This window comes from Sphingopyxis sp. A083, assembly GCF_001468495.1.
GTDB lineage: Bacteria > Pseudomonadota > Alphaproteobacteria > Sphingomonadales > Sphingomonadaceae > Sphingopyxis > Sphingopyxis terrae.
In genome coordinates this window covers 500746-523863 of the sequence record NZ_LNSK01000001.1, presented here as the reverse complement: position 1 = coordinate 523863, position 23118 = coordinate 500746, and the positions used below count along the sequence as shown (strand labels likewise).

Annotated in this window: 17 protein-coding genes and 1 pseudogene; 11 read left to right on the top strand and 7 right to left on the bottom strand. The window is 67.1% G+C overall.

Annotated elements, in window-relative coordinates; all coding sequences use genetic code 11:
- The first annotated feature begins 55 nt into the window (after window positions 1-55).
- The 8 genes and pseudogenes from ATE59_RS02530 to ATE59_RS02495 all read left to right on the top strand — a co-directional run bounded on the left by ATE59_RS02530 (window position 56) and on the right by ATE59_RS02495 (window position 7628).
- The gene (locus ATE59_RS02530; RefSeq protein ID WP_058811071.1) at window positions 56-793 is read left to right on the top strand and encodes a class I SAM-dependent methyltransferase; all 738 of its coding nucleotides are present in this window, start codon (window positions 56-58) and stop codon (window positions 791-793) included.
- Window positions 790-2337, top strand: coding sequence for a 2-polyprenylphenol 6-hydroxylase (ubiB, locus tag ATE59_RS02525; protein ID WP_058811287.1), 1548 nt, complete (start codon window positions 790-792; stop codon window positions 2335-2337). The genes ATE59_RS02530 and ubiB overlap by 4 nt, the downstream gene beginning before the upstream one ends.
- Before the next feature lie 113 nt (window positions 2338-2450).
- Entirely contained in the window at window positions 2451-3578 is a 1128-nt protein-coding gene (locus ATE59_RS02520) for a glycosyltransferase (protein ID WP_058811070.1), read from the top strand.
- Complete coding sequence (locus ATE59_RS02515; protein ID WP_003048730.1) at window positions 3566-4681, top strand: DUF2029 domain-containing protein; 1116 nt, start codon at window positions 3566-3568, stop codon at window positions 4679-4681. The genes ATE59_RS02520 and ATE59_RS02515 overlap by 13 nt, the downstream gene beginning before the upstream one ends.
- A gap of 52 nt (window positions 4682-4733) precedes the next feature.
- Window positions 4734-5996: a bifunctional phosphopantothenoylcysteine decarboxylase/phosphopantothenate--cysteine ligase CoaBC gene (gene coaBC, locus ATE59_RS02510; protein WP_003048728.1), complete on the top strand. Its 1263-nt coding sequence runs from the start codon at window positions 4734-4736 to the stop codon at window positions 5994-5996.
- Window positions 5959-6420, top strand: a pseudogene (gene dut, locus ATE59_RS02505) (dUTP diphosphatase); the annotation flags it as partial. The gene coaBC and the pseudogene dut, both read left to right, overlap by 38 nt.
- A 105-nt stretch (window positions 6421-6525) precedes the next feature.
- On the top strand, window positions 6526-7275 hold the full coding sequence (locus tag ATE59_RS02500; RefSeq protein WP_058811069.1) for a HesA/MoeB/ThiF family protein: 750 nt from the start codon (window positions 6526-6528) through the stop codon (window positions 7273-7275).
- Complete coding sequence (locus ATE59_RS02495) at window positions 7254-7628, top strand: DsrE family protein (protein WP_231737151.1); 375 nt, start codon at window positions 7254-7256, stop codon at window positions 7626-7628. Before ATE59_RS02500 ends, ATE59_RS02495 begins: the two co-directional genes overlap by 22 nt.
- 10 nt (window positions 7629-7638) lie before the next feature.
- Here ATE59_RS02495 and ATE59_RS02490 read toward each other — a convergent pair whose 3' ends face one another.
- The 7 genes from ATE59_RS02490 to ATE59_RS02460 all read right to left on the bottom strand — a co-directional run bounded on the left by ATE59_RS02490 (window position 7639) and on the right by ATE59_RS02460 (window position 16623).
- Window positions 7639-8382: a class I SAM-dependent methyltransferase gene (locus ATE59_RS02490; RefSeq protein ID WP_058811068.1), complete on the bottom strand. Its 744-nt coding sequence runs from the start codon at window positions 8380-8382 to the stop codon at window positions 7639-7641.
- Window positions 8382-9509, bottom strand: coding sequence for a peptide chain release factor 2 (prfB, locus tag ATE59_RS02485; RefSeq protein WP_040590389.1), 1128 nt, complete (start codon window positions 9507-9509; stop codon window positions 8382-8384). Before prfB ends, ATE59_RS02490 begins: the two co-directional genes overlap by 1 nt.
- 61 nt (window positions 9510-9570) lie before the next feature.
- On the bottom strand, window positions 9571-12087 hold the full coding sequence (locus ATE59_RS02480) for a penicillin-binding protein 1A (RefSeq protein ID WP_003048717.1): 2517 nt from the start codon (window positions 12085-12087) through the stop codon (window positions 9571-9573).
- 108 nt (window positions 12088-12195) lie between these two features.
- Window positions 12196-12876, bottom strand: a complete 681-nt coding sequence (locus tag ATE59_RS02475) for a TetR/AcrR family transcriptional regulator (protein ID WP_058811067.1) — start codon at window positions 12874-12876, stop codon at window positions 12196-12198.
- On the bottom strand, window positions 12873-14018 hold the full coding sequence (locus tag ATE59_RS02470) for a DSD1 family PLP-dependent enzyme (RefSeq protein WP_058811066.1): 1146 nt from the start codon (window positions 14016-14018) through the stop codon (window positions 12873-12875). The genes ATE59_RS02475 and ATE59_RS02470 overlap by 4 nt, the downstream gene beginning before the upstream one ends.
- A complete protein-coding gene (locus ATE59_RS02465) occupies window positions 14015-15283 on the bottom strand; it encodes a D-arabinono-1,4-lactone oxidase (RefSeq protein ID WP_058811065.1) in 1269 nt (422 codons plus the stop codon). Before ATE59_RS02465 ends, ATE59_RS02470 begins: the two co-directional genes overlap by 4 nt.
- A gap of 71 nt (window positions 15284-15354) precedes the next feature.
- Window positions 15355-16623: an N-acetylmuramoyl-L-alanine amidase gene (locus ATE59_RS02460; protein WP_003048712.1), complete on the bottom strand. Its 1269-nt coding sequence runs from the start codon at window positions 16621-16623 to the stop codon at window positions 15355-15357.
- Between the two features lie 602 nt (window positions 16624-17225).
- Here ATE59_RS02460 and ATE59_RS02455 point away from each other — a divergent pair.
- From ATE59_RS02455 to ATE59_RS02445, 3 genes are all read left to right on the top strand, one after another.
- The gene (locus ATE59_RS02455) at window positions 17226-19862 is read left to right on the top strand and encodes an Rne/Rng family ribonuclease (protein WP_058811064.1); all 2637 of its coding nucleotides are present in this window, start codon (window positions 17226-17228) and stop codon (window positions 19860-19862) included.
- Between the two features lie 168 nt (window positions 19863-20030).
- A complete protein-coding gene (locus tag ATE59_RS02450; RefSeq protein ID WP_058811286.1) occupies window positions 20031-21437 on the top strand; it encodes a M48 family metalloprotease in 1407 nt (468 codons plus the stop codon).
- 56 nt (window positions 21438-21493) lie between these two features.
- The gene (locus ATE59_RS02445; RefSeq protein WP_231737150.1) at window positions 21494-23107 is read left to right on the top strand and encodes a DsbA family protein; all 1614 of its coding nucleotides are present in this window, start codon (window positions 21494-21496) and stop codon (window positions 23105-23107) included.
- The last annotated feature ends 11 nt before the right edge of the window (window positions 23108-23118 follow it).

Below are 23118 nucleotides of genomic sequence, written 5' to 3'. Positions count from 1 at the left end.
AGGCCCGGCTAAAGGCGCTGCTGAAACAGGCTTTCCCCGCAAAGGCGCGCACCCGATGACCACCCCCGACACCGTCAGCTTCGGCTATGAACAGGTCCCGGCGACCGCGAAGACCGCGATGGTCGGCGAGGTGTTCAGCCGCGTTGCGCGCAAATATGACATCATGAACGACGCGATGTCGGGCGGGATGCACCGGCTGTGGAAGGACCGTTTTGTCCGGCGCGTCAAGCCGCGCGCGGGCGAAGCGATCCTCGACATGGCGGGCGGCACGGGCGACATCGCCTTTCGCATGGAGCCGTCGGGCGCGAGCATCACGGTCGCCGATATCAATCCCGACATGCTGGGCGTCGGCATGGAACGCGCGGCGGAGCGCGGCATCGACACGCTTGTATGGTCCGAACAAAATGCCGAAAAGCTGAGCTTTCCCGACCAGTTTTTCGACGCCTATACGATCGCCTTCGGCATCCGCAACGTGACCGACATTCCCGCCGCGCTGAAAGAGGCGCACCGCGTTCTGCGCTATAGCGGGCGCTTTTTCTGCCTCGAATTTTCGACCAACGAATGGCCCGGCTTTGCGCAAGTCTACGACGCCTATTCGCACCATCTGGTGCCCAAGCTCGGCAAGCTGATCGCCGACGATGAAGACAGCTATCGCTATCTGATCGAATCGATCCGCCGCTTCCCGCCGATGCCGCGCTTTGCGCAGATGATTCGCGATGCGGGCTTTACCGCGGTTAAGGTCGAACCGATTCTGGGCGGACTGGTCGCGATCCATAGCGGGTGGAAGGCTTGACCCGACCCGTCACCCATATTGCCCGCCTGCTGAAGTGGGGCCGCATCCTGGCGCGCCACGGCGCGCTGCGCGGGATCGAGACCGCGCCGCAGACGCCGCCGGGGGTCAAGCGGCTGTGCCGCATCGCACGGCTTGGCACGATCCAGCCCAAGGTGCCCGATTATGCCGCCGCCTTCCAGGCGATCGGGCCGGCGGCGGTCAAGCTGGGCCAGACGCTCGCGACGCGTCCCGATCTGGTCGGCGAAGAGGCGGCGCGCAACCTGCTGACCCTGCAGGACGCGCTCGCGCCCGTGACCTTTGCCCGCATCCGTGCCGAGATCGAGGCGACGTTCGAGGCACCGCTCGAAAGCCTGTACAGCGAATTCGATCCCGAACCCGTCGGCTCGGCCTCGATCGCGCAGGTTCACCGCGCGGTGACCACTGACGGCCGACAGGTCGCGGTCAAGGTTCGCCGCCCCGGCATCGACAAGCAGTTCGCGCGCGACATCGAAACCTATGAATGGGCCGCCGCGCACCTCGAGGCACTGGGCGGCGAAGCCGCACGGCTGCGGCCGCGGCAGGTGATCGCCAATTTCCGCCGCTGGACGCTGCGCGAGCTCGACCTGCGCCGCGAAGCGGCGTCGGCGTCCGAGCTACGCGAGGCGATGGCGGCCGAGCCGACCTACGAAGTGCCCGCGATCGACTGGGACCGCACTGCGTCGCGCGTCATGACGCTCGACTGGATCGACGGGATCAAGATTTCGCACCGCGAGGCGCTGGTCGCGGCGGGGCACGATATGGAAAAGCTGGCCACCAATCTGGTCCACGCCTTTCTGCGGCAGGCGATCGCCGAGGGGTTCTTCCACGCCGACATGCACCAGGGCAATTTGTTCGTGAAGGCCGACGGGACGATCGCGGCGGTCGATTTCGGTATCATGGGGCGGATCAACCGGCAGGCGCGCTACTGGCTCGCAGAGATTCTCTATGGGCTGACCACCGGCAATTACCGCCGCGTCGCCGAGATTCATTTCGAGGCGCAATATGTCCCCGACTATCACAGCGTCGAGGAATTCGCGACGGCGCTGCGCGCGGTCGGCGAGCCGATGCGCGGCAAACCGGTGAGCGAGCTGTCGGTCGGGCAGATGCTCGACGGACTGTTTGCGATCACCCGCGACTTCGACATGCAGACCCAGCCGCATCTGCTGCTGTTGCAAAAAACGATGGTGATGGTCGAGGGCGTAGCAACGATGCTCAACCCGCGGATCAACATGTGGGATGTATCAGGACCGTTCGTGCAAGGCTGGATTCGCGATGAACTGGGGCCCGAAGCCGCGCTGGCCGACGGGCTGCGCGAACAGGGGCGGACGCTGGCGCTGATCCCCGACATCATCCGCCGCCTCGACGCGCAATTGCCGAAGCCGGGCGCTGCCCCGCCCGCGCCGCCGCTCCCCGATGTCCAGCTGATGTGGGAAAAGGGCGAAAAGCGGACGGCCTGGCGCTATGCGCTGACCGCGCTCGCCGGGGCGGCCGCAGGCGCCGCGATCCTCCTTGCGCTGGGCGGTTGATCGCCGCTGCCAAGGCCGATTGTGATTACCAAAGATTTACCTTAATTCGCTAGCGTTTTTTGAGGACCAACAGGGCGGTACCGCTCGATCGAACCGAGGCATCTTCACCCGACATGCACCACGAAACCGCCCTTGCCGACCCGATCGTGTCGGTTGACACCCTCCCGCTCGAAGTCGCGGTCGTCGTCCCGACGCTCAACGAGGCCGCCAATGTCGAGCGGCTGGTCGAGAAGCTGACGAACGTCCTTGCCGGTCGCGGCTGGGAAGTGCTGTTCGTCGACGATAATTCGCCCGACGGTACCAGCGACGTCGTGCGCCGCATCGCGCGCACCTCGCGCCACGTCCGCATCGTTCAGCGCGTCGGCCGCCGCGGCCTGTCGTCAGCGGTGATCGAAGGGGTGCTGGCGACGGCCGCTCCGGTGATCGCGGTGATGGACGGCGATCTTCAGCACAGCGAAGACGCGCTGCCGCGCCTGATCGACGCGGTGGCGTCGAACGACGCCGACATCGCCGTCGGCACCCGCTATGTCGATGGCGGCGGCGTCGGCGAATGGAGCGCGCTGCGCGTGTCGATGAGCCAGTTTGCGACAAAGATCGGTCAGATCGCGCTGCGCACCAAGGTAAGCGATCCGATGAGCGGCTTTTTCGCGATGCGCCGCGAAGCCTTCGACGCAGCGCTGCCGCGCTTGTCGGCGATCGGTTTCAAGATATTGGCCGACATATTGGCGTCGTCGCCGTCGCCGCTGCGTGTCGCGGAAGTTCCCTATCAATTCCGCACCCGCGAAGCGGGCGAGAGCAAGATCGGCGCGCGCGTCATCGCCGAATATGCCGAACTGCTCGCCGAAAAGACGATCGGCCGCTTCGTGCCGGTCCGGCTGCTCAAATTCCTGATGGTCGGCGGACTGGGCGTCTTCGTCCACCTGTCGGTGCTGTGGGCGCTGCTGACCGCAGGCAACAGTTTCATGATGGCGCAGACCGGAGCGGTCGTGACCGCGATCGCGTTCAATTTCTTCCTCAACAACAGCTTCACCTACGCCGACCGCAAGCTCAAGGGCTGGGCGGTGCTGGGCGGACTGGCGAGCTTCTATGCGATCTCGGCGGTTGGCGCGCTTGCCAATATCGGCATCGGCACCTGGCTCGCCGGGCAGAATGAGCGTTGGTGGGTCGCGGGCGTCGCCGGGGTCTTGGTGGGCGCGATCTGGAATTTCGCCATGTCTTCGGCGCTGACGTGGCGCAAATAGCACCGGCGGCCGGCACCGGCTGGAACCGCTTTTCGGCCATCCCGCGTCTCTGGGCCGCGGTCGTGCTGGTCCTGCTCGCCGCGCTGATGGTGGCCGGATGGAGCGGCGGCGTGGGCGGTAAGAGGGTACAGCCCGCCAAGCCCACATCGATGAAGTTCGAAGGCATGGTCGGCGACCATGCGCTGTACCTCAACATCCTGCGCAAGATGGAGGCGGGCCAATCCTATTATTCTGCCGCGACGGAAACGCAGCGCGCGCATCGCTATCCGCTGCATCCTTTCTTTACGGTGCGCCTACCCACCCAGGCCGAAATCATGGCGGTGATCGGCCTGCGCGGGTCGGTCGCGCTGCTGACGTTGACCGGCCTTGCGGCGATCCTTCTGTGGCGAAAGCGGTTGATGGCCGATGACGACCTGCCGCGCTACGCGCGCTTCGGCGCGCTTCTGATGGCGGCCAACATGTCGCAGATCGTATCGCGCCAATGGGTGCTGATGCACGAAGTGGTGGCGGGCGTGCTGATCGCGCTGGCGCTCGCCCTCTATCGCCCTGCCCGCCCCTGGCCGGCGATGGCCGTGACCGCGCTCGCGCTGGCGATGCGGGAAACGGTGCTGCCCGTGGCAATGCTACTGGGCCTGTTCGCGCTGATCGACCGCGATTGGCGCGCCGCCGCCGGCTGGCTTGGCATCGGACTGGGTTTCCTGGCCTTGATGGCGTGGCACGCGGCGACGCTGACCGCCTTCGTCCGTCCCGACGATATGATCACCCCCGGCTGGAGCGGGATGGGCGGATGGTCGGCCTATCTGTCCTTCGTCCATGTGTCGTCGGCATTCCGCTTTCTTCCGGCGTGGACGATGGTGCCGGTGGTGCCGCTGGCATTGCTTGGCTGGGCCGCATGGCGGTCGCGGCTGGGAACGACGATGCTGATCGTCCAGCTCGGCTATGCGGCGATGCTGATGCTGTTCGCACGCCCCAATAATTTTTACTGGGCGATGCTGATCGAACCGACATTGTTCGTGGGGCTGATCTTCGCGCCCGCCGCACTCCTTGCCCTGTACCGGTCGATCCGGGCGGAGCCGTCACCGGTTTCCGTACCCGCGGTCTGAGCGGTCAGAATCTGCGTGGATCGCGGGCGCGGACATCCTATAGGATAGGGTCATGACCCATCGGCGTATCCTTCTGATCATCGGCGGCGGCATCGCCGCCTACAAGGCCATCGAGCTGGTGCGCCTGCTCCGCAAGGCCGGCCATAGCGTGCGCTGCGTGCTGACGCGCGCGGGCGAGCAGTTCGTCACCCCGCTGACGCTCGCCGCCCTGTCCGAAAATAAAGTATATACATATCTTTTCGACCTGAAGGACGAGGTCGAGATGGGGCATATCCAGCTTTCACGCGAAGCCGACCTGGTCGTCGTTGCCCCCGCGACCGCTGATCTGCTGGCAAAGATGGCGGGGGGCATCGCCGACGATCTGGCGACAACCTTGCTGCTCGCGACCGACAAGCCGGTGCTCGCGGCGCCCGCTATGAACGTACGCATGTGGCTGCACCCCGCGACCCAGCGCAATGTCGCGACGCTGCGCGGCGACGGGGTGACGGTGATGGAGCCCGACGAGGGCGAAATGGCGTGCGGCGAATATGGCCCCGGCCGCCTGCCCGAGCCCGAAGCGATCAAGGCGGCGATCGAGGCGGCGCTGGCGCAAGGCACGATTGTCCGGCCGCTCGGCGGCCAGCCCGATTTCGCGCCGTCGCGCCACCGCCCGCTCTATGGCCGCCGCATCCTCGTCACCGCGGGACCGACCCACGAACCGATCGACCCCGTCCGCTACATCGCCAACCGGTCGAGCGGCAAGCAGGGCTTCGCGATCGCCGCCGCCGCCGCCGAAGCGGGCGCGGAGGTGCTGCTGGTCGCGGGGCCGGTACCGCTGCCGACGCCGCCGGGCGTGGTTCGCGTCGATGTCGAAACCGCGCGCGAAATGGCGGCCGAGGTCGAGGCGGGACTGCCCGTCGACGCCGCGATCATGGTCGCCGCAGTTGCCGACTGGCGCGCCGCCGACACATCGGCGCAGAAGATCAAGAAGGACGGCAGCGGCGAGGTGCCACCGCTCGCGCTGGCAGAAAATCCCGACATTCTGGCGAGCGTCGCGAAGAGCGCCAAGCGGCCGCCGCTGCTCGTCGGCTTCGCCGCCGAAACCAACGACGTGATCGCTCATGCCCAGGCAAAGCTCGCCCGCAAGGGCTGCGACCTGATCGTCGCCAACGATGTCTCGGCGGACCCGATGGGCGGCGAGACGAACCGCGTTCATATCGTCAGCAAGGCTGGCGTCGACAGTTGGGACCGGCTGCCCAAGGAAGCCGTCGCCCGCAAATTGATGGAAAAAATCGCCGATGAACTCGATACCCGCGTCCCCCTTGCCGATGATTGAGATCCGCCTCCAGCGCCTGCCCAACGGCGGCGGCCTGCCGGTTCCGGCCTATGCCAGCGACGGCGCAGCGGGGATGGACATCGTCGCGGCCGAGACGCTGACGCTGCGCCCCGGCGCGCGCCACGCGGTTGCGACCGGCTTCGCGATGGCGATTCCCGCAGGCTATGAGGTGCAGGTGCGCCCCCGCTCGGGCCTCGCACTCAAGCACGGCATCACCTGCCTCAACACGCCGGGGACGATCGACAGCGACTATCGCGGCGAGGTGAAGGTGATCCTCGCCAATCTCGGCGACGAGGTGTTCGAAATCAAACGCGGCGACCGCATCGCGCAGATCGTGCCCGCGCCCGTCCAGCGCGCGACCTTTGCCGAGGTGGAGACGCTCGACGAAACGGCGCGCGGCGCGGGCGGCTTCGGATCGACCGGGGTCGCGAGCGGCGCGGCCGACGAACAGAGCGAAGGCGATCAGGATGCGCCCGCCAATGTCGGGTCGCTCGCGGCGATGAAGATGCGGCGGCCGGGCGAATAGGTCTTGCTCAGCGACGCCGAACTCGACCGCTATGCGCGCCAGATCATCCTGCCGCAATTCGGCGGCGCGGGGCAGGCGAAGCTGAAGGCGGCGCATGTCGCGCTGATCGGCGCGGGCGGGATCGGCTGTCCGGCGATCACCTATCTGGCGGCAGCGGGGGTCGGCAGACTGACGATCGTCGACGATGATCGCGTCGAACTTTCCAATCTGCAGCGTCAGCCGTTGTTTACCGATGCCGATATCGGCCGCCCCAAGGCGGTCGTCGCGGCAGACGCCGCGCGGCGCATCAACCCCCATGTCGAAGCGGCGGCGGTCGAGGCGCGGCTCGATACGGGCAATGCCGAAGCGCTGCTGGCCGATGCGACCCTGATCCTCGACGGATGCGACAATTTCGCCACCCGCCTCGCGGTCAACCGCGCGGCGGTCGCGCGCGAGATTCCGCTGCTCAGCGCCGCCATCGGCGCGTTCGAGGGACAGATCGCGCTCTATGAAGGCTGGCGCGGCGACAGCCCCTGCTACGCCTGTCTGGTCGGCGACGATCCCGACCGACCAGGCATCAACTGTGCCGAAGCGGGCGTGATGGGCGCGCTCGCCGGAATGATCGGAGCGATGGCTGCGCTCGAGGCGGTGCGCGCGCTCACTGGCTGGGGCCAACCGCTGACCGGCCGCCTCGCCATCCTCGACATGCTCGATCGGCGCTGGCGCGAGGTCGGTGTCGCAAAGGAGCCGGCATGCCCGATATGCAGCGCCTGAGCATCATCGTCGCGAGCCGCGACGGCGCGCGCTTCTATGCCGCGCTGGAGACGGGGATTGCCGCCGCGGCGCTCGGCCGCCCGGCGCGGCTGTTCCTGCAGGGCGAGGCGGCGGCGCTGCTGCGTACCCCCGTCACCTTTGCCGGCGACAGCGCGCGCGAGGCGGTCGGCCAGCCGGGGCTTGCCGCACTGATCGCCGAGGCGATGGCGATGGATGTCGACCTGTTCGTCTGTCAGTCGGGCCTCGCGCTCGCGGGCATGACGGCGAACGACCTGGTGCCGCAGGTGCGCGCCGCTGGCCTCGTCAGTTTCCTTGCCGACGCGCGCGCCGACGACAGGCTGCTGGTCTACTAGGGTCAGGACCCTAGGGGTTCTTGCAGACCTTGATGGCTTTGGGCGCCGGGCGCTGACCATCGGGTACAAAGCGCGCGAGATAGCCGCCCGCGTGCGCCTTGTCGTCATAGGACAGAAGCTTGAAGCCCACCGCCTCGAATTCGCAGACGAGCAGGCGAAAGGGTGTGCCATGCTGGGCGATCGGACGATCGCCGTCGACGACGATCACCTGCCCGTCCCGGCGCAGCGCCGGGCGCAGGCGCCACAGAAAGGCATAGGGCTCGCCGATCTCGTGATACATATGGACCATGAACACGCGGTCGAAGCTGGCCGCGGGCAGGCGCGGATCGTCGACCGCACCAAGTTTGAGCGACACGTTGTCGAGCCGTTCGCGCGCGACACGGTCGGCGAGCCGCTCGATCACTTCGGGCTGGATATCCTGCGCCAGCACGCGGCCCGACTGGCCGACCCGTGGCGCGAGCCGCACTGTATAATAGCCATCGCCGGCGCCGATGTCGGCCACGGTCATGCCGGGGCGCACGTCGGCTGAATCCATGATGTCGTCGGCTTCGTTGACGCGGTCGCGCGCCTCTTCGGTCGACCATTTGGTCGAGGTGATCGGCGCGACCGGACGGTCGGCGGGCGGAAAGTCGCGCGCGGTTTCGGGGCGGTCGCTATTCTCGCTCCACGGCGCGTTGCATCCCCCGAGCAGCGACAGCGCGGCCAGCGCGGCGAACAGCGGCAGCGCCGCAGGCCGGGCCGCGCGGCGGCGCATCAGTCGATATCCTCCACCTCGACCTTTTCGCCCGTCACCTTCTGCGACAGCGCCGCTGCCATGAAGGGGTCGAGCGCGCCGTCGAGCACGTCGGAAGGTGCAGTCGAGGTCACGCCGGTGCGCAAATCCTTCACCAGCTGATAGGGCTGGAGGACATAGGAGCGGATCTGGTGACCCCAGCCGATTTCGGTCTTGGCCTGATATTCGCCCGAAGCCGCGGCTTCGCGCTTCTGGAGCTCCGCCTCGTACATTCGCGCCTTCAGCATGCCCATCGCGGTCGCGCGGTTCTTGTGCTGCGACCGGTCGTTCTGGCTCGCGACGACAATCCCGGTCGGGATGTGCGTGATACGCACCGCCGAATCGGTCGTGTTGACGTGCTGCCCGCCCGCGCCCGAAGCACGATAGGTGTCGATCTTGAGGTCGCCTTCGTTGATCTCGATCTCGATATTGTCGTCGATCACCGGATAGACCCAGACGCTGGAAAAGCTGGTGTGGCGGCGCGCCGAGCTGTCATAGGGCGAAATGCGGACGAGGCGGTGAACGCCGCTTTCGGTCTTGGCATAGCCATAGGCATTCTCGCCCTTGACCAGCATCGTCGCCGATTTGATGCCCGCCTGTTCGCCCGCCTGATATTCGATCAGTTCGACCTTCATGCCGCGCTTTTCGGCCCAGCGCATATACATGCGCTGCAACATTTCGGCCCAGTCCTGGCTTTCGGTGCCGCCGGCGCCGGCGTGAACCTCGATATAGCAGTCATAGCTGTCGGCTTCGCCCGCGAGCAGCGCCTTGATCTTGTCCTCTTCGGCGCGCGCCGCCAGCGTGGCGAGCGACTGCACCGCGTCATCGACCAGCGCCTCGTCGCCCTCCATCTCGGCAAGTTCGATCAGTTCGACCGTATCGCCCATCTCCTTTTCGATCGACCGCGTCGCGGTGATCGCCTCGTCGAGACGGCGGCGTTCGCGCATGACATCCTGCGCCGCCTTGGGATTGTCCCAAAGCGTCGGGTCCTCGACCTTCGCATTGAGTTCGTCGAGGCGGCGCACCGCGCGGTCCCAGTCGAGGAAACGGCGCAAGAGCGCCAGCGCGGCGTTGATGGTATCGACATGATCCTGCGCTTCGGCGCGCATGGTCTTTGCTCCTGAAACTGTAGGCGACGGCCATAGTGGCTCAGCCGCGCGAGGCAAGCCGTCAGATGATACCGCCGCGGTCGTCGAGGAAGTCGGCGTCGCTGCGCCGGCCATTGCCTTCCTGTACCGGCGCATCGGGTCGCTTGGCGGAGGCGGCGGGCTTGATCTCTTCTTCGCGGATCGTCCGGCGCGGTTCGCTTTCGGGCTTGAAGGCTTCCCAGATGATCGCCGCCTTGGGATCGGTCCCCGGCCACGCGCCATAGACGCGGCGGCCCGACTGGCGGTCGATACGCACCATACGGATATTCTTCGGCGCTATGAACGGCACCGGCGGCCGGTCGGTCAGCGATTCGAGAAAGAATTGCTTGAAGACCGGCGCGGCGAGGCTGCCGCCCTGCGCATAGCCGCCCATGCTGCGCGGCTGGTCATAGCCCATGTAGAGCCCGGCGACGACGTCGGGGGTGCCGCCGACGAACCAGACGTCGGTCGGGCCGGTGGTCGTCCCCGTCTTGCCGAACAGCGGCACGTTCAGATCGCGCAGCACCTGCGCGGTCCCGCGCTGAACGACGCCTTCGAGCATATGGACGACCTGATAGGCGGTCATCGGGTCCATCAGCTGCTTGCCCGACGGCGTGAAGCGCGGCATCGGCTTGCCATCCCAATCGTCGCTGTTGCACCCCTCGCAGGGCCTCCAGTTCTTGGGGAAAATCACCTTGCCGCGGCGATCCTGGACATAGTCGATCAGTCGGGGCTTGAGCTCGCGGCCGTGGTTCGCGAGCATCGAAAAGGCGTTGACCATCTTTTCGACCGTCGTCGACCCGGCGCCGAGCGCGGTCGACAGATAGGGTTCGTGCGTCCCGATCCCCATCGTCTTGATCGTTTCGACGATCGGTTCCATCCCGATCTGGCTCGCCGTCCTGACCGTCATCAGGTTGCGCGACTGTTCGAGGCCCCAGCGCATCGTATGCTCGCCGCTGCCGCTCGCGCCGCCGAAGTTGCGGAAGCATTTGTTGCCGAAGCGCGCGCCCTGATAGACGCAGAAGGGGCCGTCAACGATCAGCGTCGCCGGCGTCATGCCATTGTCGAGTGCCGTCGCATAGACGAAGGGCTTGATCGTCGACCCCGGCTGGCGTTCGGCCTGGGTCGCGCGGTTGAACGGCGACAGGCGGACGTCGAACCCGCCCTGCATCGCATAGACGCGGCCCGAATGGGGGCTTTCGACGACCATGCCGCCCGACACTTCGGGGATGTTCTTCAGCGTATATACGCCGGGCCCGGTCGCCTTGACCGCGATCAGGTCGCCCGGGCGCATCGCCGAAAAGGCGCTGCCGCCCGTCTTGCGATAGCCCATGCTCGCGGCGCCTGCGGGCAGGCGGCCCTCTTCGCCGTCGGCAAAGCCGATGCGCGCCTCGCCGGCCGTTTTGGCGAGCACTGCGGCCACGCGCCAATTGTCATAGTCGATGCCGATGAAGCTCGATGCGAGGCGGCTGCGCCATTTGTCGTCGGCCTCGATCCGCGCAATCGGTCCCGACCAGCCCTTGCCGGTGTCGTAGCGGACGAGGCCGCGGCGCAGCGCGCCGGTCGCGGCCTGCTGCATCTTGTCGTCATAGGGGGTACGCACCCAAAGCCCGCCGCCATAGACGCTGAGGGGGCCGTCCTCGGGGGTCTCGCCGAACTGGTCGATCAGCTGGCGGCGCACCTCTTCCATATAATAGCCGCCGACCTGCGCGACCGCCTTGTTGCCCGTTTCAGAGAGGCCGAGCGGCATCGCCTGCGCGGCGTCGCGCTGCGCCGCGGTGATCCAGCCGTTGCGGAACATTTCGGAAAGCACGAAATTGCGCCGCGCGATCGCCTTGTCGGTATTGCGCGCGCGGCCGTAGGTTTCGGGTGCCTTGGGCAAAATGGCGAGGAAGGCCATTTCGTGAAGTGCGAGCTGGTCGACATCCTTGTCGAAATAGGCGCGCGCCGCGGCCTGGACGCCGAAGCTGCGACGGCCGAGCGGGATCTCGTTGAGATACAGTTCGAGGATCTGCTGCTTCGTCAGCGCTGCCTCGATCCGCTTGGCGAGGATCGCCTCGCGAATCTTGCGGGTATAGCTGACCTCGCCCGTCAGCAGCAGATTCTTCGCCACCTGTTGCGTGATCGTCGACGCGCCGACCGGACGGCCGTCGCGCTTCAGGTTGGTCAGGATCGCGGTCGCGATGCCGGGATAGTCGATCCCGCCATGTTCGAAGAAGGTGCGGTCCTCGGCCGCGAGAAAGGCGCGGACGAGAAGCTGGGGATATTCGGCATATTCCAGCTGGACGCGGCGCTCGCGTGCATAGCTGTGGACGGGCTTGCCCTCGCCGTCGCGCACCATCGTCGGCAGCGGCGGCTGATAGTCGCGCAGCTGGTCGACCGAAGGCAGGTTACGCGCGAAGATCGCCCACAGCAGCGCCAGTGCGGCCACGCCCGCCAGCGCAAGATAGCCGAGCCAGCGGAACCAGCGCCGCGTCCACATCTGCCGGAACCAGCCAATGACGGCGTTGCTGTCGCGGCGCAGGCGGTAACGGAAGTGGGACGTGCTGTCGGCGACCATGATTGGCCTGCCTCTAAAGCCTGCTTCGCCGAAAGGGAAGCGGCTTACGGTGGTCGGGCATCCCCCTCCCGCAGGCGGGAGGGGTAGCGAGACTTGCGAGCTTGCTCGCTAATCGCAGCCGGGTGGGCCACCCGACTGTCCCTGCCCACCTCCAACCCCTCCCGCTTGCGGGAGGGGGGTCAGGTCAAGCAACAGTCCGCCCAGCATGGCGGTAACATGGGCAAGGACGGCATCGGCTGGCACGCAATCTTCTTCATTCGTCATCTCTTCGGCGGCAAAGCCAAGCTCGACCGCGAGGCGAAGCCGGCGCCACAACATGTCCCGGCCAATAGCAGGCAAATGCGGAGCGCATGCATCGGTCAGCCGGTCGGTAACGTGGCGATGCGATTCGAGCCGGACATGGACGAGCCGCGGGGTCGCGTGGAGCGCGCGCAAGGTCCACACCGCGCCCGGTTCGACCCGCGTCACCGCGGCGGTTTCGGCGAGCAGTTCGCCGATATGCCCGGCCATCGCCGCGATGCCGCCGCGCCGGTGCCGCTCGATCCACGCCTCCAGCACCGCATTCTGCCGCTCCATCAGCCGGCGGCCCAATGCCTCAAGAACCGCATATTTGTCGCCGAAATAGCGATAGAGTGCGGGCGGGCTCAGCCCCGCCTCGGCGGCGATCCGGTTGGTCGAAATGCGCTCGATGCCCTCTTCGGCGAGGAGCAGGCCCGCGACATCGAGCAGCCGGTCATAGGTGGCGCGCGCGCGTTCCTGCTTCGGCGGCGCCTTCGCCGCGACGCTCATCGCGCGCGGCCGCGCGCGCTGACCGGCCAGATGGCGACGAGCGTGTCGCCTGCGACGACATGATAATGGTCATAGAGATTGACGGTCGGGTCGCAGTGCGGGACGGTCAGCGTCACCGGATCGCCCGGCGCCATCCGTTCGCCGATGCCGGGCGCGACCAGCGCGGCATGTTCGTCGCCCATGAAGGCGAAGAAGCTGTCCGTGGGCGCGCCGCGCCGGACCACGGCGACCCCGCCGTCGGTCGACAGCGATTTGAACCCCGCATCGATGGTGACGAGACCGCTATGATTGGCGCTGACGACGCGCGCATCGACACCGAGCGCAACCTCGAACGGTACCGCGCCGTCGCCGGTCAGATCGCAGTCGCAATATTGCTTGTCCATGAAGACGTAGGAGCCCGCCTGCAGCTCGGTAAAGACGCCGAGGTCGAGGTCGATATGGTGCGTTCCCGTCCCCGAGCCGCTGACGATTTCCGCCGCGAAATCCGCGTCGGCAAGCGCGGCGAGCACGGTCGTCAGATAGTCGGTGCGCTCGACGATCGCGGCGCGGCGCTCGGCATAATCCTCGATATGTTGCTGCGACCCGCAATAATATTGGACGCCGCGCCAGCGCAGCGCCGGAAGCGCGGCGATGGCGCGCGCAAGGTCGACCGCCTTTTCGGGCGAGGCGACGCCGGTCCGCGCGATGCCGGGATCGATGTCGATCAACACGTCCAGCGTCGCGCCCTGGGCCGCAAGCGCGGCATCGATCCGCCGCGCGACATCGGGATGATCGACCGTCGCCATCAACCCGTCCGCCCGCGTCGCCAGCGCCGCAAGCCGCTCGATCGCGTGCGGCGCGGCGACCGGCGAGGTGATGAGGATGCCGGTGATGCCGCCATCGGCAAGCGCCTCCGCCTCGCCGATCTTCGCGCAGCAGACCCCGGCGGCGCCCGCCGCAAGCTGGCGCTTCGCGATATCGACGCTCTTGTGGGTCTTGGCATGGGGCCTGAGGCCGATGCCGCGCGCAGCGGCCAGCCCGGCCATCGCCGCAATATTGCGGTCGAGCGCGTCGATATCGAGGACGAGTACCGGCGTATTGAGGTCGGCGCGCGACCCCTGCCGGCCGACGAGATGGGCGTGCAAGGTCAGATCGTCGCTCATGAAAACAGCGCCTCCAGATGCGGGTTCAGAAATTTGCCATGCGGATCGGCGGCGCGGCGGACCGCGCGATAGCGTTCGGCCATCGGATAGAGCGCGTCGACATCGGCGCGCGTCAACGTGTGGCGCTTCGCCCAATGCGGCCGCCCGCCATGCGCACGGAAAATCGCCTCGGCACCGGCAAAATGATCCGCCCACGGCATTTTCGCATATTGGTGCATCGAAATCGCGGCGACCGGCCCGGCGTTCATCGGGCTCATCCAGATATCGTCGGCGGCGACGGTGCGATATTCGAAGGGAAAGGTCACGGGCAAACGCCCGGCGCGAATCCAGCCGATCACGGCGTCGAGCGCGGCGAGGCCCGCGGCGCGCGGCAGTTCATATTCCATTTCCTCGAAACGGATCGTGCGGTCGGACGGAAAGATGCTGTGCGCGGGGCCGCGTCGCTCGCCGTCGAAGCGCGTCTTCATCATCGCGCGCTGGAGCAGCGGGGTCAGAAAGGGCGCGAAGGCCGCGATGTCGAGCGCGCGGCGGAACGCGCTTTCGTCGACATCGCTCGTCGAGCGCGGCGGATCGCACGGGTCGCACGGCGTCAACGTCTTCAGGATCACATGCTCGGCGTGCGGAAAGATCCAGAATTCGATGTGACGGTGGCGTTCGGCAAGCTCGTCATAGCTTTCGCGGATTTCGTCCCAGCGCCTTTTCTCGATCCGTTCGACCAGATGAAAGGCAGGGACGACGGCAACCTCGATCTCGGTCGCGATGCCGAACAGCCCGAGCGACAGCCGCTGCGCCGCGAACAGATCGGGGTTTTCCTGCGCGTCGCACCAGCGCGTCGCGCCGTCGGCGCCGATCAGCCGGAAGCCCCGCGCAAAGGTCGACAGCGAGCCGAGATCGACGCCGGTCCCGTGCGTGCCCGTCGCCATCGCGCCCGCCAGCGCCTGCGGATTGACATCGCCCTGGTTGGCGAGCGCAAGGCCGTGCTGCCACAGCGCCTCGGTCAGCCGCTTGATGCTCCATCCCGCCGGGATGCGCGCGGTCTGACGATCGGGGGCGATACTGAGGTCGCCCGCCATCGCGTCGAGGCTGACGATCAGCTCGTCCGACTGGCATAGCGGCATGAAGCTGTGCCCGGCGCCGACCGCGCGCACCTTGGCGGCCTCGCGCACCAGCGCGGAAAGCGCCGCCTCGTTCGTCGGTCGTGCCACCGTTGCCGGGGCACGGACGCTACCCGACCAGTTGCTCCATCCTGCCTCCGCCGTCGCCATGTCGCTCTCCCGCCGCGAACCGGGCGAAAGCTGCGCGCCCGCAAAAAGTTAGTCAAGACTAACTTTTTGGTTCAGCGGCCGACGGCGGCGATCTGCCGCGCAAAATGAACCTGGATGGCGTCGCGGACGCCGCGCGCGACCTTTTTCTGCCCCGCCGCCGAAGCCAGAAATTCCGAATCATCCTTGTTCGAGATGAAGCCGGTTTCGAACAGGATCGACGGCGTATCGGGGGCCTTGAGCACGACGAAGGATGCAAAACGGTGCGCGGTGGTGCGGAAGGTGACATCGTCCGCCGCCTCACGCTGGAGCAGACGGGCGAAATCGGACGCGACATTCATCGTCTCGCGCTGCGTCAGGTCGAGCAGGATCGACGAGACTTCGCCGCTGTGCGCGCCCAGATCGACGCCATTGATGATATTCGCCTTGTTCTCGCGCGCCGCAAGCCGCGCCGCCTCGCGGTCGGAGGCGACTTCGGACAAAGTATAGACCGACGCGCCATGCGCCTCTTCATTCTCGGCCGCGTCGGCATGGATCGAAATGAACAGGTCGGCCTTCAGCCGCCGCGCGATGCCATAGCGTTCCTCGAGCACCAGAAAGCGGTCGTCGGAGCGCGTGAGCGCAACGCGGACGCGGCCGCTGGCGATCAGATCGTCGCGAATCGCGCGCGCAATCCCCAGCGTGATATCTTTTTCGCGCTTGCCGCTGTGCGGCGAAATCGCGCCCGGATCGTGCCCGCCATGGCCGGCGTCGATGACGACTAGCGGCAGGCGTGGATTATTCGGCCCCTCGATCTTGGGCAGCGCCGGCGCCGGCTTGGGTGCGCCGATCGGCACGGTGACGCTGTAGCGCTTTTCGGGGGGCTTGGCGCGAAAGTTGAGAGGCGGCTGCCATTCGGTGCGCGGCGTCTTGGCGGCGCGTTCGAACTCGTCGGCCGAGACGGGACGCAAGCGCAGCGACAGGCTGCGCCCGTCGGCGGCGAAGCGCGCGTCGGTGACCACCGCGGGCCGCGCCAGATCGAGCACGACGCGCGCCGTATCGGCGGCCGGCCGCCCCTGACGCACCGCGCTGACAAGCCCGCTGCCCTGCGGCGAACGGCCGGGATCGGCGCCCAGAATGTCGAGCGCGATGCGGTCGGGTCCGGCGAGGACGAAGGCCGACGCGCCCGCGACGACGTCGGCAAAGCGCAGCGTCACCTCGCGGTCGCCGATTTCGACCGCGCGAATATCGCCCGCGATCGCCGCCGGTATCGACAGGATCGTCGCGATCAGGACAAGGATCAGGCCCATCGCCCGGTTATGCCGCCCCCGGCGCGCGATGGTCCAGCGCTTATTCGAAAACATGAGGGCTCCGGCCGCAAAAAAGGATGAACCAGTCATTAGCCATTGCCCGTCAAATCGCGGTCAACCGGCACGGTTAACAGGCGATTCAGCACGAATTGTGCAAAACGCCTTGTCGGCGTGCGCGAACATTCCCATGTGTCTGCCGTGCTTTGGGTTGCCGTTGGTCCGTGCCGATGCTAGCACCCGACACACTGACGGTGTCCGACCCGATCCCGTCCGGCCTTTTGAGGGGAAAGGCTGACCCGCGCGATTCGCGGTTCATGGCCTCCCTGGCGCCGGACATGCGGGGAAAGGCATATCCGTCAGTCCACCCGGATGACCGGGCGGCGGCCGACCCCATTCCAGCGTCGCCTGCCATAACGGTCACCCCGTAACAGGTTGATGCCGTATGAGGCTTGCCATGCCCTCTTCCCATGCCGACGCAGTCGCATTTGCGCCGCGCGTCGACGTGACGGAAGACCGCATGCGCGTCCAGGACCGGACGCGGGCCACGCGCGGCAATAACGTCTTTTTCCGTTTGAACCCTATCGACCGCAGCCGCCCTCCACGGGCGGCGGCGGCCTTTTTGTTTGGCGCGCTGCGGCGCGCCTGGAGTGATAATAATGACCACGCGCATGTTGATCGACGCGCGGCACCGGGAAGAAACCCGGGTCGCCGTCACCAAGGGAAACCGCATCGAGGAGTTTGATTTCGAGTCCGCCGAGCACAAGCAGCTCAAGGGCAATATCTATCTGGCCAAGGTAACCCGCGTCGAACCGTCGCTGCAGGCGGCGTTCGTGGAATATGGCGGCAATCGCCACGGCTTCCTGGCCTTCAGCGAAATCCACCCCGACTATTACCAGATCCCGAAGGAAGACCGCGAAGCCTTGCTGCGCGAAGAGGCGGAGCATGCCGCCGAAGCCGCGATGCGCGCCGAGGAAGACCTCGACGAGCTGGAAGGCGATGTCGCCGATGTCGACGAGCCCGGCGACGATGACGCCGCCGTTGCGGCCCCCGAAACCATCGGCGAGGACAGCGACGACGATGGCGGCGAAGATTCCGCGGACGACGCCGACGCCGAAGATGGCGAAGAAGCGCGCGACGATCGCGACGACAAGGGTCGACGGGGCCGCGGGCGGAGCCGGGGTCGCAAGGGCGGCCGCGGACGCGGACGCCGCGACGAGGACGAAAATGGCGAAAGCCGCATGTCGCTGCGCCGCAAGTACAAGATTCAGGACGTCATCCGTCGCCGCCAGGTGATGCTGGTGCAGGTCGTCAAGGAAGAGCGCGGCAACAAGGGCGCGGCGCTGACCACCTATCTGTCGCTGGCCGGCCGCTATTGCGTGCTGATGCCGAACACGATGCACGGCGGCGGGATCAGCCGCAAGATTTCGAACGGCGCCGATCGCCGCAAATTGAAGGCGATGATCGACGAGCTCAACCTGCCGCCGTCGATGGGCTGCATCGTCCGCACCGCGGGGATGAGCCGCACCAAGACCGAGATCAAGCGCGACTTCGACTATCTCGCCCGGCTGTGGGACGAGATTCGCGAAAAGACGCTGGGGTCGAGCGCGCCGGCGCTGATCCATTCGGACAGCGACCTTGTGAAGCGTGCGATCCGCGACATCTATCACCGCGACATCGAGGAAGTGCTCGTCGAGGGCGAAGAGGGCTATAAGGCGGCGAAGCAGTTCATGAAGCTGCTGATGCCCAGCCACGCCCGGCGCGTGAAGCAATATGCCGACCCCGTTTCGCTGTATCAGCGCTATGGCGTCGAGGATCAGCTTGCGGGGATGCTCAATCCCGTCGTCCAGTTGAAATCGGGCGGCTATCTGGTCATCAACCCGACCGAGGCGCTGGTGTCGATCGACATCAACTCGGGCCGCTCGACGCGCGAGCATAATATCGAGCAGACCGCGCTCAGCACCAACCTTGAGGCGGCACACGAAATCGCCCGCCAGCTTCGCCTGCGCGACATGGCGGGCCTGATCGTCATCGACTTCATCGACATGGATCATGGCTCGAACGTCCGCAAGGTCGAGCGCGCGATGAAGGATGCGCTCAAGAATGACCGCGCGCGCATCCAGGTCGGCCGCATCTCGGGCTTCGGCCTGATGGAAATGAGCCGCCAGCGGCTGCGCACCGGCGTGCTCGAAGCGTCGACGCGCCCCTGCCCGCATTGCGAAGGCACCGGCCTCGTCCGCACCGCATCGTCGGCGGGTCTCAGCGCGCTGCGCCTGATCGAAGAGGAAGCCGCACGCGGCAAGGGCAGCAAGATCATCCTGCGCGCGAGCCAGGAAGCGACCTTCTATCTCCTCAACGAAAAGCGCCGCGAACTGCGCGATATCGAGGATCTGTACGGCGTCAGCGTCGAAATCCTGCCCGACGGCGAAACCGAAGGCGCGCGCATGGCGATCGAGGTCGGCGGCCCGCCGCCCGTTCAGCGCCGCAGCTTCGCCCCGATCGCGCCGATCGAGGATGATGATGACGACGATATCGTCGACGAAGAGGATATCGAAGAAGAGGAAGAAGAAGCCGAACGCCCCGCGCGCCGCGAACGCGAGCGTGAAGAGGGCGATGCCGATGGCGAAGGCGGACGCAACAAGCGCCGCCGGCGTCGCCGCCGCGGTCGTCGCGGTCGCCGCGATGACGAGGGCAACGAAACCGCCGAGGGCGAAACGGCTTCCGAAGAGGCCGAGGAAACCGACGGCGACGGCGACGACGAAGCCGGCGCCGATGGTGCGGCCGAACCCGTAGCCGCCGAAGCGAGCGAGGAAGGCGAAGCCAAGCCGCGTCGTCGCCGCGGCGGCCGCGGTCGCAAGAAGGTCGAGGCCGAAGCCGTCGAAGCCGAGGCAGGCGACGCGGACACGACTGCGCCCGAACCGGAAGCCGTCGAAGCCCCCGCCCCCGAAGCCCCTGCGGCCGAAGAAAAGCCGAAGCGCAAACGCGCGCCGCGCAAGACCAAGGCGGCGATCGCTGCCGAAGCCGCCGCGGCCGAAGCCGGCGAGGCGAGCAGCGAAGCGCCCGAGGCTCCTGTCGCCGACGTGCCGGTAGAGGAAGCAGAACCCGCCAAGCCCGCGCCGAAAAAGCGCGCGAGCCGCAGCAAGAAGGCGGCCGCCGCCGAAGCGCAGCCCGCCGAAGCAACCGCAAGCGCTCCGCAGGGCGATTCCGCGGTCGAAGCCATCCCTGCCGACGCCGAAGGCGACGCCCCTGAGGGCGGACCCCGTCGCGGCTGGTGGCAGCGCACCTTCGGCAACTGACGGGCCTGAATTGCATGAAAAGACGGGCCCTCGCGCAAGCGGGGGCCCTTTTTTCGGACAGGCGCCGCCGTAGCGGCCATCACGCACCTTGCGCCCGCGCGGCTGGCGCCCCAATAAGTCTCCATGGCTTCATTCGAGGTTCAGACGCGCGGCGCAAGACGGGCGGCGATGATCGCGCCATCCCCGTCCCACATCCTGGCCCGGCCGGGCGCCTGGCGCGCCGCGCTGCGCCTGCTGCTGACGCTCGTCGCCATGGCGGCGGTTGCTGCGCGGCCGGTGATGGCGCAGTCGATGCTGCGCGACGCCGAAACCGAGGCGCTGTTCCAGGACATGGTCGATCCGCTGCTCGTCGCGGCGGGGCTGCGTCCCGGACAGGTGCGCGTCCACCTGCTCGGCGATCGCAGCATCAACGCGTTCGTGGCGGGCAGTCAGGACATCTATGTCTTTAGCGGCCTGATCGAGACCGCCGACAGCGCCAACGAAGTGCAGGGCGTACTCGCCCACGAGCTCGGCCATATCATGGGCGGCCACGCCATCCGCGCCAGCGACGGCGCCAAGACCGCAACGGGCATCTCGCTGCTCAGCCTGCTGCTCGGCGCCGCGGCGATCGCGGCAGGCGGCAGCGACGCCGGTATGGGGATCATGATGGCGGGGCAACAGGCGGCGCTCGGCAAATATCTGGCGTTCAGCCGGGTGCAGGAAGCGACCGCCGACGCCGCCGGTGCGCAATATCTGTCGAAGGCAGGGATCAGCGGCAAAGGCAGCCTCGATTTCTTCAAGAAGCTGCAGAATCTCGAATTCCGCTACGCCGTCAAACAGGATGATGATCAGGCCTACAGCCGCACGCACCCGCTGTCGGGCGATCGCATCCAGGCGCTGCGCGAAGTCTATGTCGTCGATCCGGCGTGGGACAAGCCGAGCGACCCCCAACTCGAAGCCCGCTTCCAGCGCGTGAAGGCCAAGCTGCTCGGCTATATGGAAGAGCCCGAGCGGACGCTGCGCAAATATCCCGAAAGCGACAAGAGCGTGCCCGCGCGCTACGCCCGCGCTTACGCTTGGCACAAGAGCGCCTATCCGCAAAAGGCGCTGGACGAGGTCGACGCCCTGATCGCCACCAATCCCGAAGACCCGTATTTCCTCGAGCTCGAAGGCCAGGTTTTGCTCGAATCCGGGCGGCCCAAGGAAGCGATCCCGCCGCTGCGCAAGGCGGTCGCCAATTCGAAATCGCAGCCGCTGATCGCCTCGACCCTCGGCCATGCACTGATCGCGACCGAGGATCCGGCCAATTTTCCCGAGGCCGAAAAGGTGCTGAAAACCGCCGTCGCGCTCGATAACGAGAATCCTTTCGCCTGGTATCAGCTCGGAATCGTCTATGCGAACCGCGGCGATCAGGCGCGCGCCGCGCTCGCCTCGGCGGAACGCTACAGTCTCGAGGGTGGACAGCCGATGCTCGCGCTGCGTAATGCCGAAATGGCGATGCAGGGCCTGCCGCAAGGGTCGCCCGACTGGATTCGTGCACAGGATATTTCGATGGTTGCGCGCGCCGAGGTAGAACGGACGCGCAAACGGCGCTAGATTCACGACGAAATTCGGGGATGCATCGCAATTTCGCGAATGCACAAGGGCGACAAGTGACAGACAAGAAAGACGAATATTACCAGCCGTGGTTGCGCGACCCGTCGCCGGCGCCCGAGCCCCTGCCGCGCGCCGACGAGGGACTGGCAAAGCCGAAGGACGCGCCGCCCGTCGGCATCGACGTCGGCCGCTATACGCCGAAGCCCGCTCCGGCGCGCGATCCGCGCGTCACGGGGGAGCAGCTGAAGGCCGGCGCGGCGCGGCTGTGGGGCGCGATCCGGCGCGGGACGGAGGCCTTCGCCGACTGGACGATCGACGTCGGCGAACGCGCCGACATACCCGCGCGCGTCGAGGCGATGGAGATACCGCGGCGGACGCGCGACCTTGCACAGCGATCGGGCCGGGGCGCCGCGCGCGCCGCGCGTGCGGTCGGACGCGGATCGGCGAAGGCGGCACGCAGCGCGGCGAGCGCGAGCGGCGAGGCGTGGGACAAGATGGCGCTGGGCGACAAGGTCGCGAAAATTTCCAGCGAAGCCGGACGCGGGATCGGCGAAGTCGCGGGCAAGACGAAGGCCGGAATCGGCCAGGTCGCCGGTCAGGTTGCGCGCGCAGGCAAGGACGGCATCGGCGACGCCGCGAACAAGCTGCGTCCCGCCGCCGAAGAGCTTGCGCCGCCGCCCTCGGGGCTCGAACAATTGCTCGCGCGCGAAGAGGCAGAGGCGCGCGCCGCCGACGCCGGGAACGCTGGCGACCTGCCGCTCTTCGCCGGCGAAGCGATCCCCGCGACGCTGGCGGAAACGCCGGCCAAGGCAGCGGCAACAGCAATCGCGTCGGACGATGATCGCACCCCGCATGTCACGCCCCCGGCCAAGCCCAAGCCCGCGCGGACCAAGGCGATGACCGCAGGCCGCTTGCCGCAGCGCCAGGGAGGAATGATGGACGGCGTATCGACGCGAACCCTGTTGATCGGCGGCATCGCCGCGCTCGCGCTGCTCGGCGCGACCTTCTGGCTTGGCGGCCGCTTCGGCGGCGGCATGAGCAAGAGCGAGGTCGAGACGATCGTCGGCGACTATATTCGCGCCAATCCCGAAATCATCCCCGAGGCGCTGGAGGCGCAGCGCGACCGCGAAATGGCGAAGGCGATCGACGCGATCCGCCCCGCGCTCGAAAAGCCCTATGCCGGCGCCTGGGCGGGCAATGCCGACGGCGACGTCACGCTGGTCGTCTTCACCGATTATGCTTGCGGCTTCTGCCGGGCGAGCGTGCCCGATGTCGACCGGCTGGTCCGCGAGGACAAGCGGCTCAAGGTCGTGTTCCGCGAATTGCCAATCATCTCGCCGCAAAGCCGCGATGCCGCGCTGATGGCGCTCGCTGCGGCGCGGCAGGGTAAGTATGACGCTTTCCACCACGCGATGTTCGCAGCGAGCTCGCTCGATCCGTCGGCGATCGCCGCCGCGGCGCAGCGCGCGGGCGTCGTCACCGACGGAAGCGCCGACGCGACCGCGAACGAGGCGCTGTTCCAGCGCGAACTCGACGCGAACCTCGCGATCGCAACCCAGCTTCAGCTCAATGCCACCCCGACCTGGGTCGTCGGCAACCAACTGCTCCAAGGCCAAGTGGGCTATGACACGCTGAAGCGCGCCATCGCCAAGGCCCGGTCCAAGAGCTGAGGCGCGCGGGC

Bases quoted from the DNA above. Each gene is read 5' to 3' on its own strand.
- ATE59_RS02465 (WP_058811065.1), bottom strand. From the start codon at position 15,283: ATGGCGACGGCGGAGGCAGGATGGAGCAACTGGTCGGGTAGCGTCCGT.
- ATE59_RS02450 (WP_058811286.1), top strand. From the start codon at position 20,031: ATGATCGCGCCATCCCCGTCCCACATCCTGGCCCGGCCGGGCGCCTGG.
- ATE59_RS02470 (WP_058811066.1), bottom strand. From the start codon at position 14,018: ATGAGCGACGATCTGACCTTGCACGCCCATCTCGTCGGCCGGCAGGGG.
- ATE59_RS02460 (WP_003048712.1), bottom strand. From the start codon at position 16,623: ATGTTTTCGAATAAGCGCTGGACCATCGCGCGCCGGGGGCGGCATAAC.
- ATE59_RS02530 (WP_058811071.1), top strand. From the start codon at position 56: ATGACCACCCCCGACACCGTCAGCTTCGGCTATGAACAGGTCCCGGCG.
- prfB (WP_040590389.1), bottom strand. From the start codon at position 9,509: ATGCGCGCCGAAGCGCAGGATCATGTCGATACCATCAACGCCGCGCTG.
- ATE59_RS02495 (WP_231737151.1), top strand. From the start codon at position 7,254: ATGCCCGATATGCAGCGCCTGAGCATCATCGTCGCGAGCCGCGACGGC.
- coaBC (WP_003048728.1), top strand. From the start codon at position 4,734: ATGACCCATCGGCGTATCCTTCTGATCATCGGCGGCGGCATCGCCGCC.
- ATE59_RS02520 (WP_058811070.1), top strand. From the start codon at position 2,451: ATGCACCACGAAACCGCCCTTGCCGACCCGATCGTGTCGGTTGACACC.
- ATE59_RS02480 (WP_003048717.1), bottom strand. From the start codon at position 12,087: ATGGTCGCCGACAGCACGTCCCACTTCCGTTACCGCCTGCGCCGCGAC.
- ATE59_RS02455 (WP_058811064.1), top strand. From the start codon at position 17,226: ATGACCACGCGCATGTTGATCGACGCGCGGCACCGGGAAGAAACCCGG.
- ATE59_RS02475 (WP_058811067.1), bottom strand. From the start codon at position 12,876: ATGAGCGTCGCGGCGAAGGCGCCGCCGAAGCAGGAACGCGCGCGCGCC.
- ATE59_RS02490 (WP_058811068.1), bottom strand. From the start codon at position 8,382: ATGCGCCGCCGCGCGGCCCGGCCTGCGGCGCTGCCGCTGTTCGCCGCG.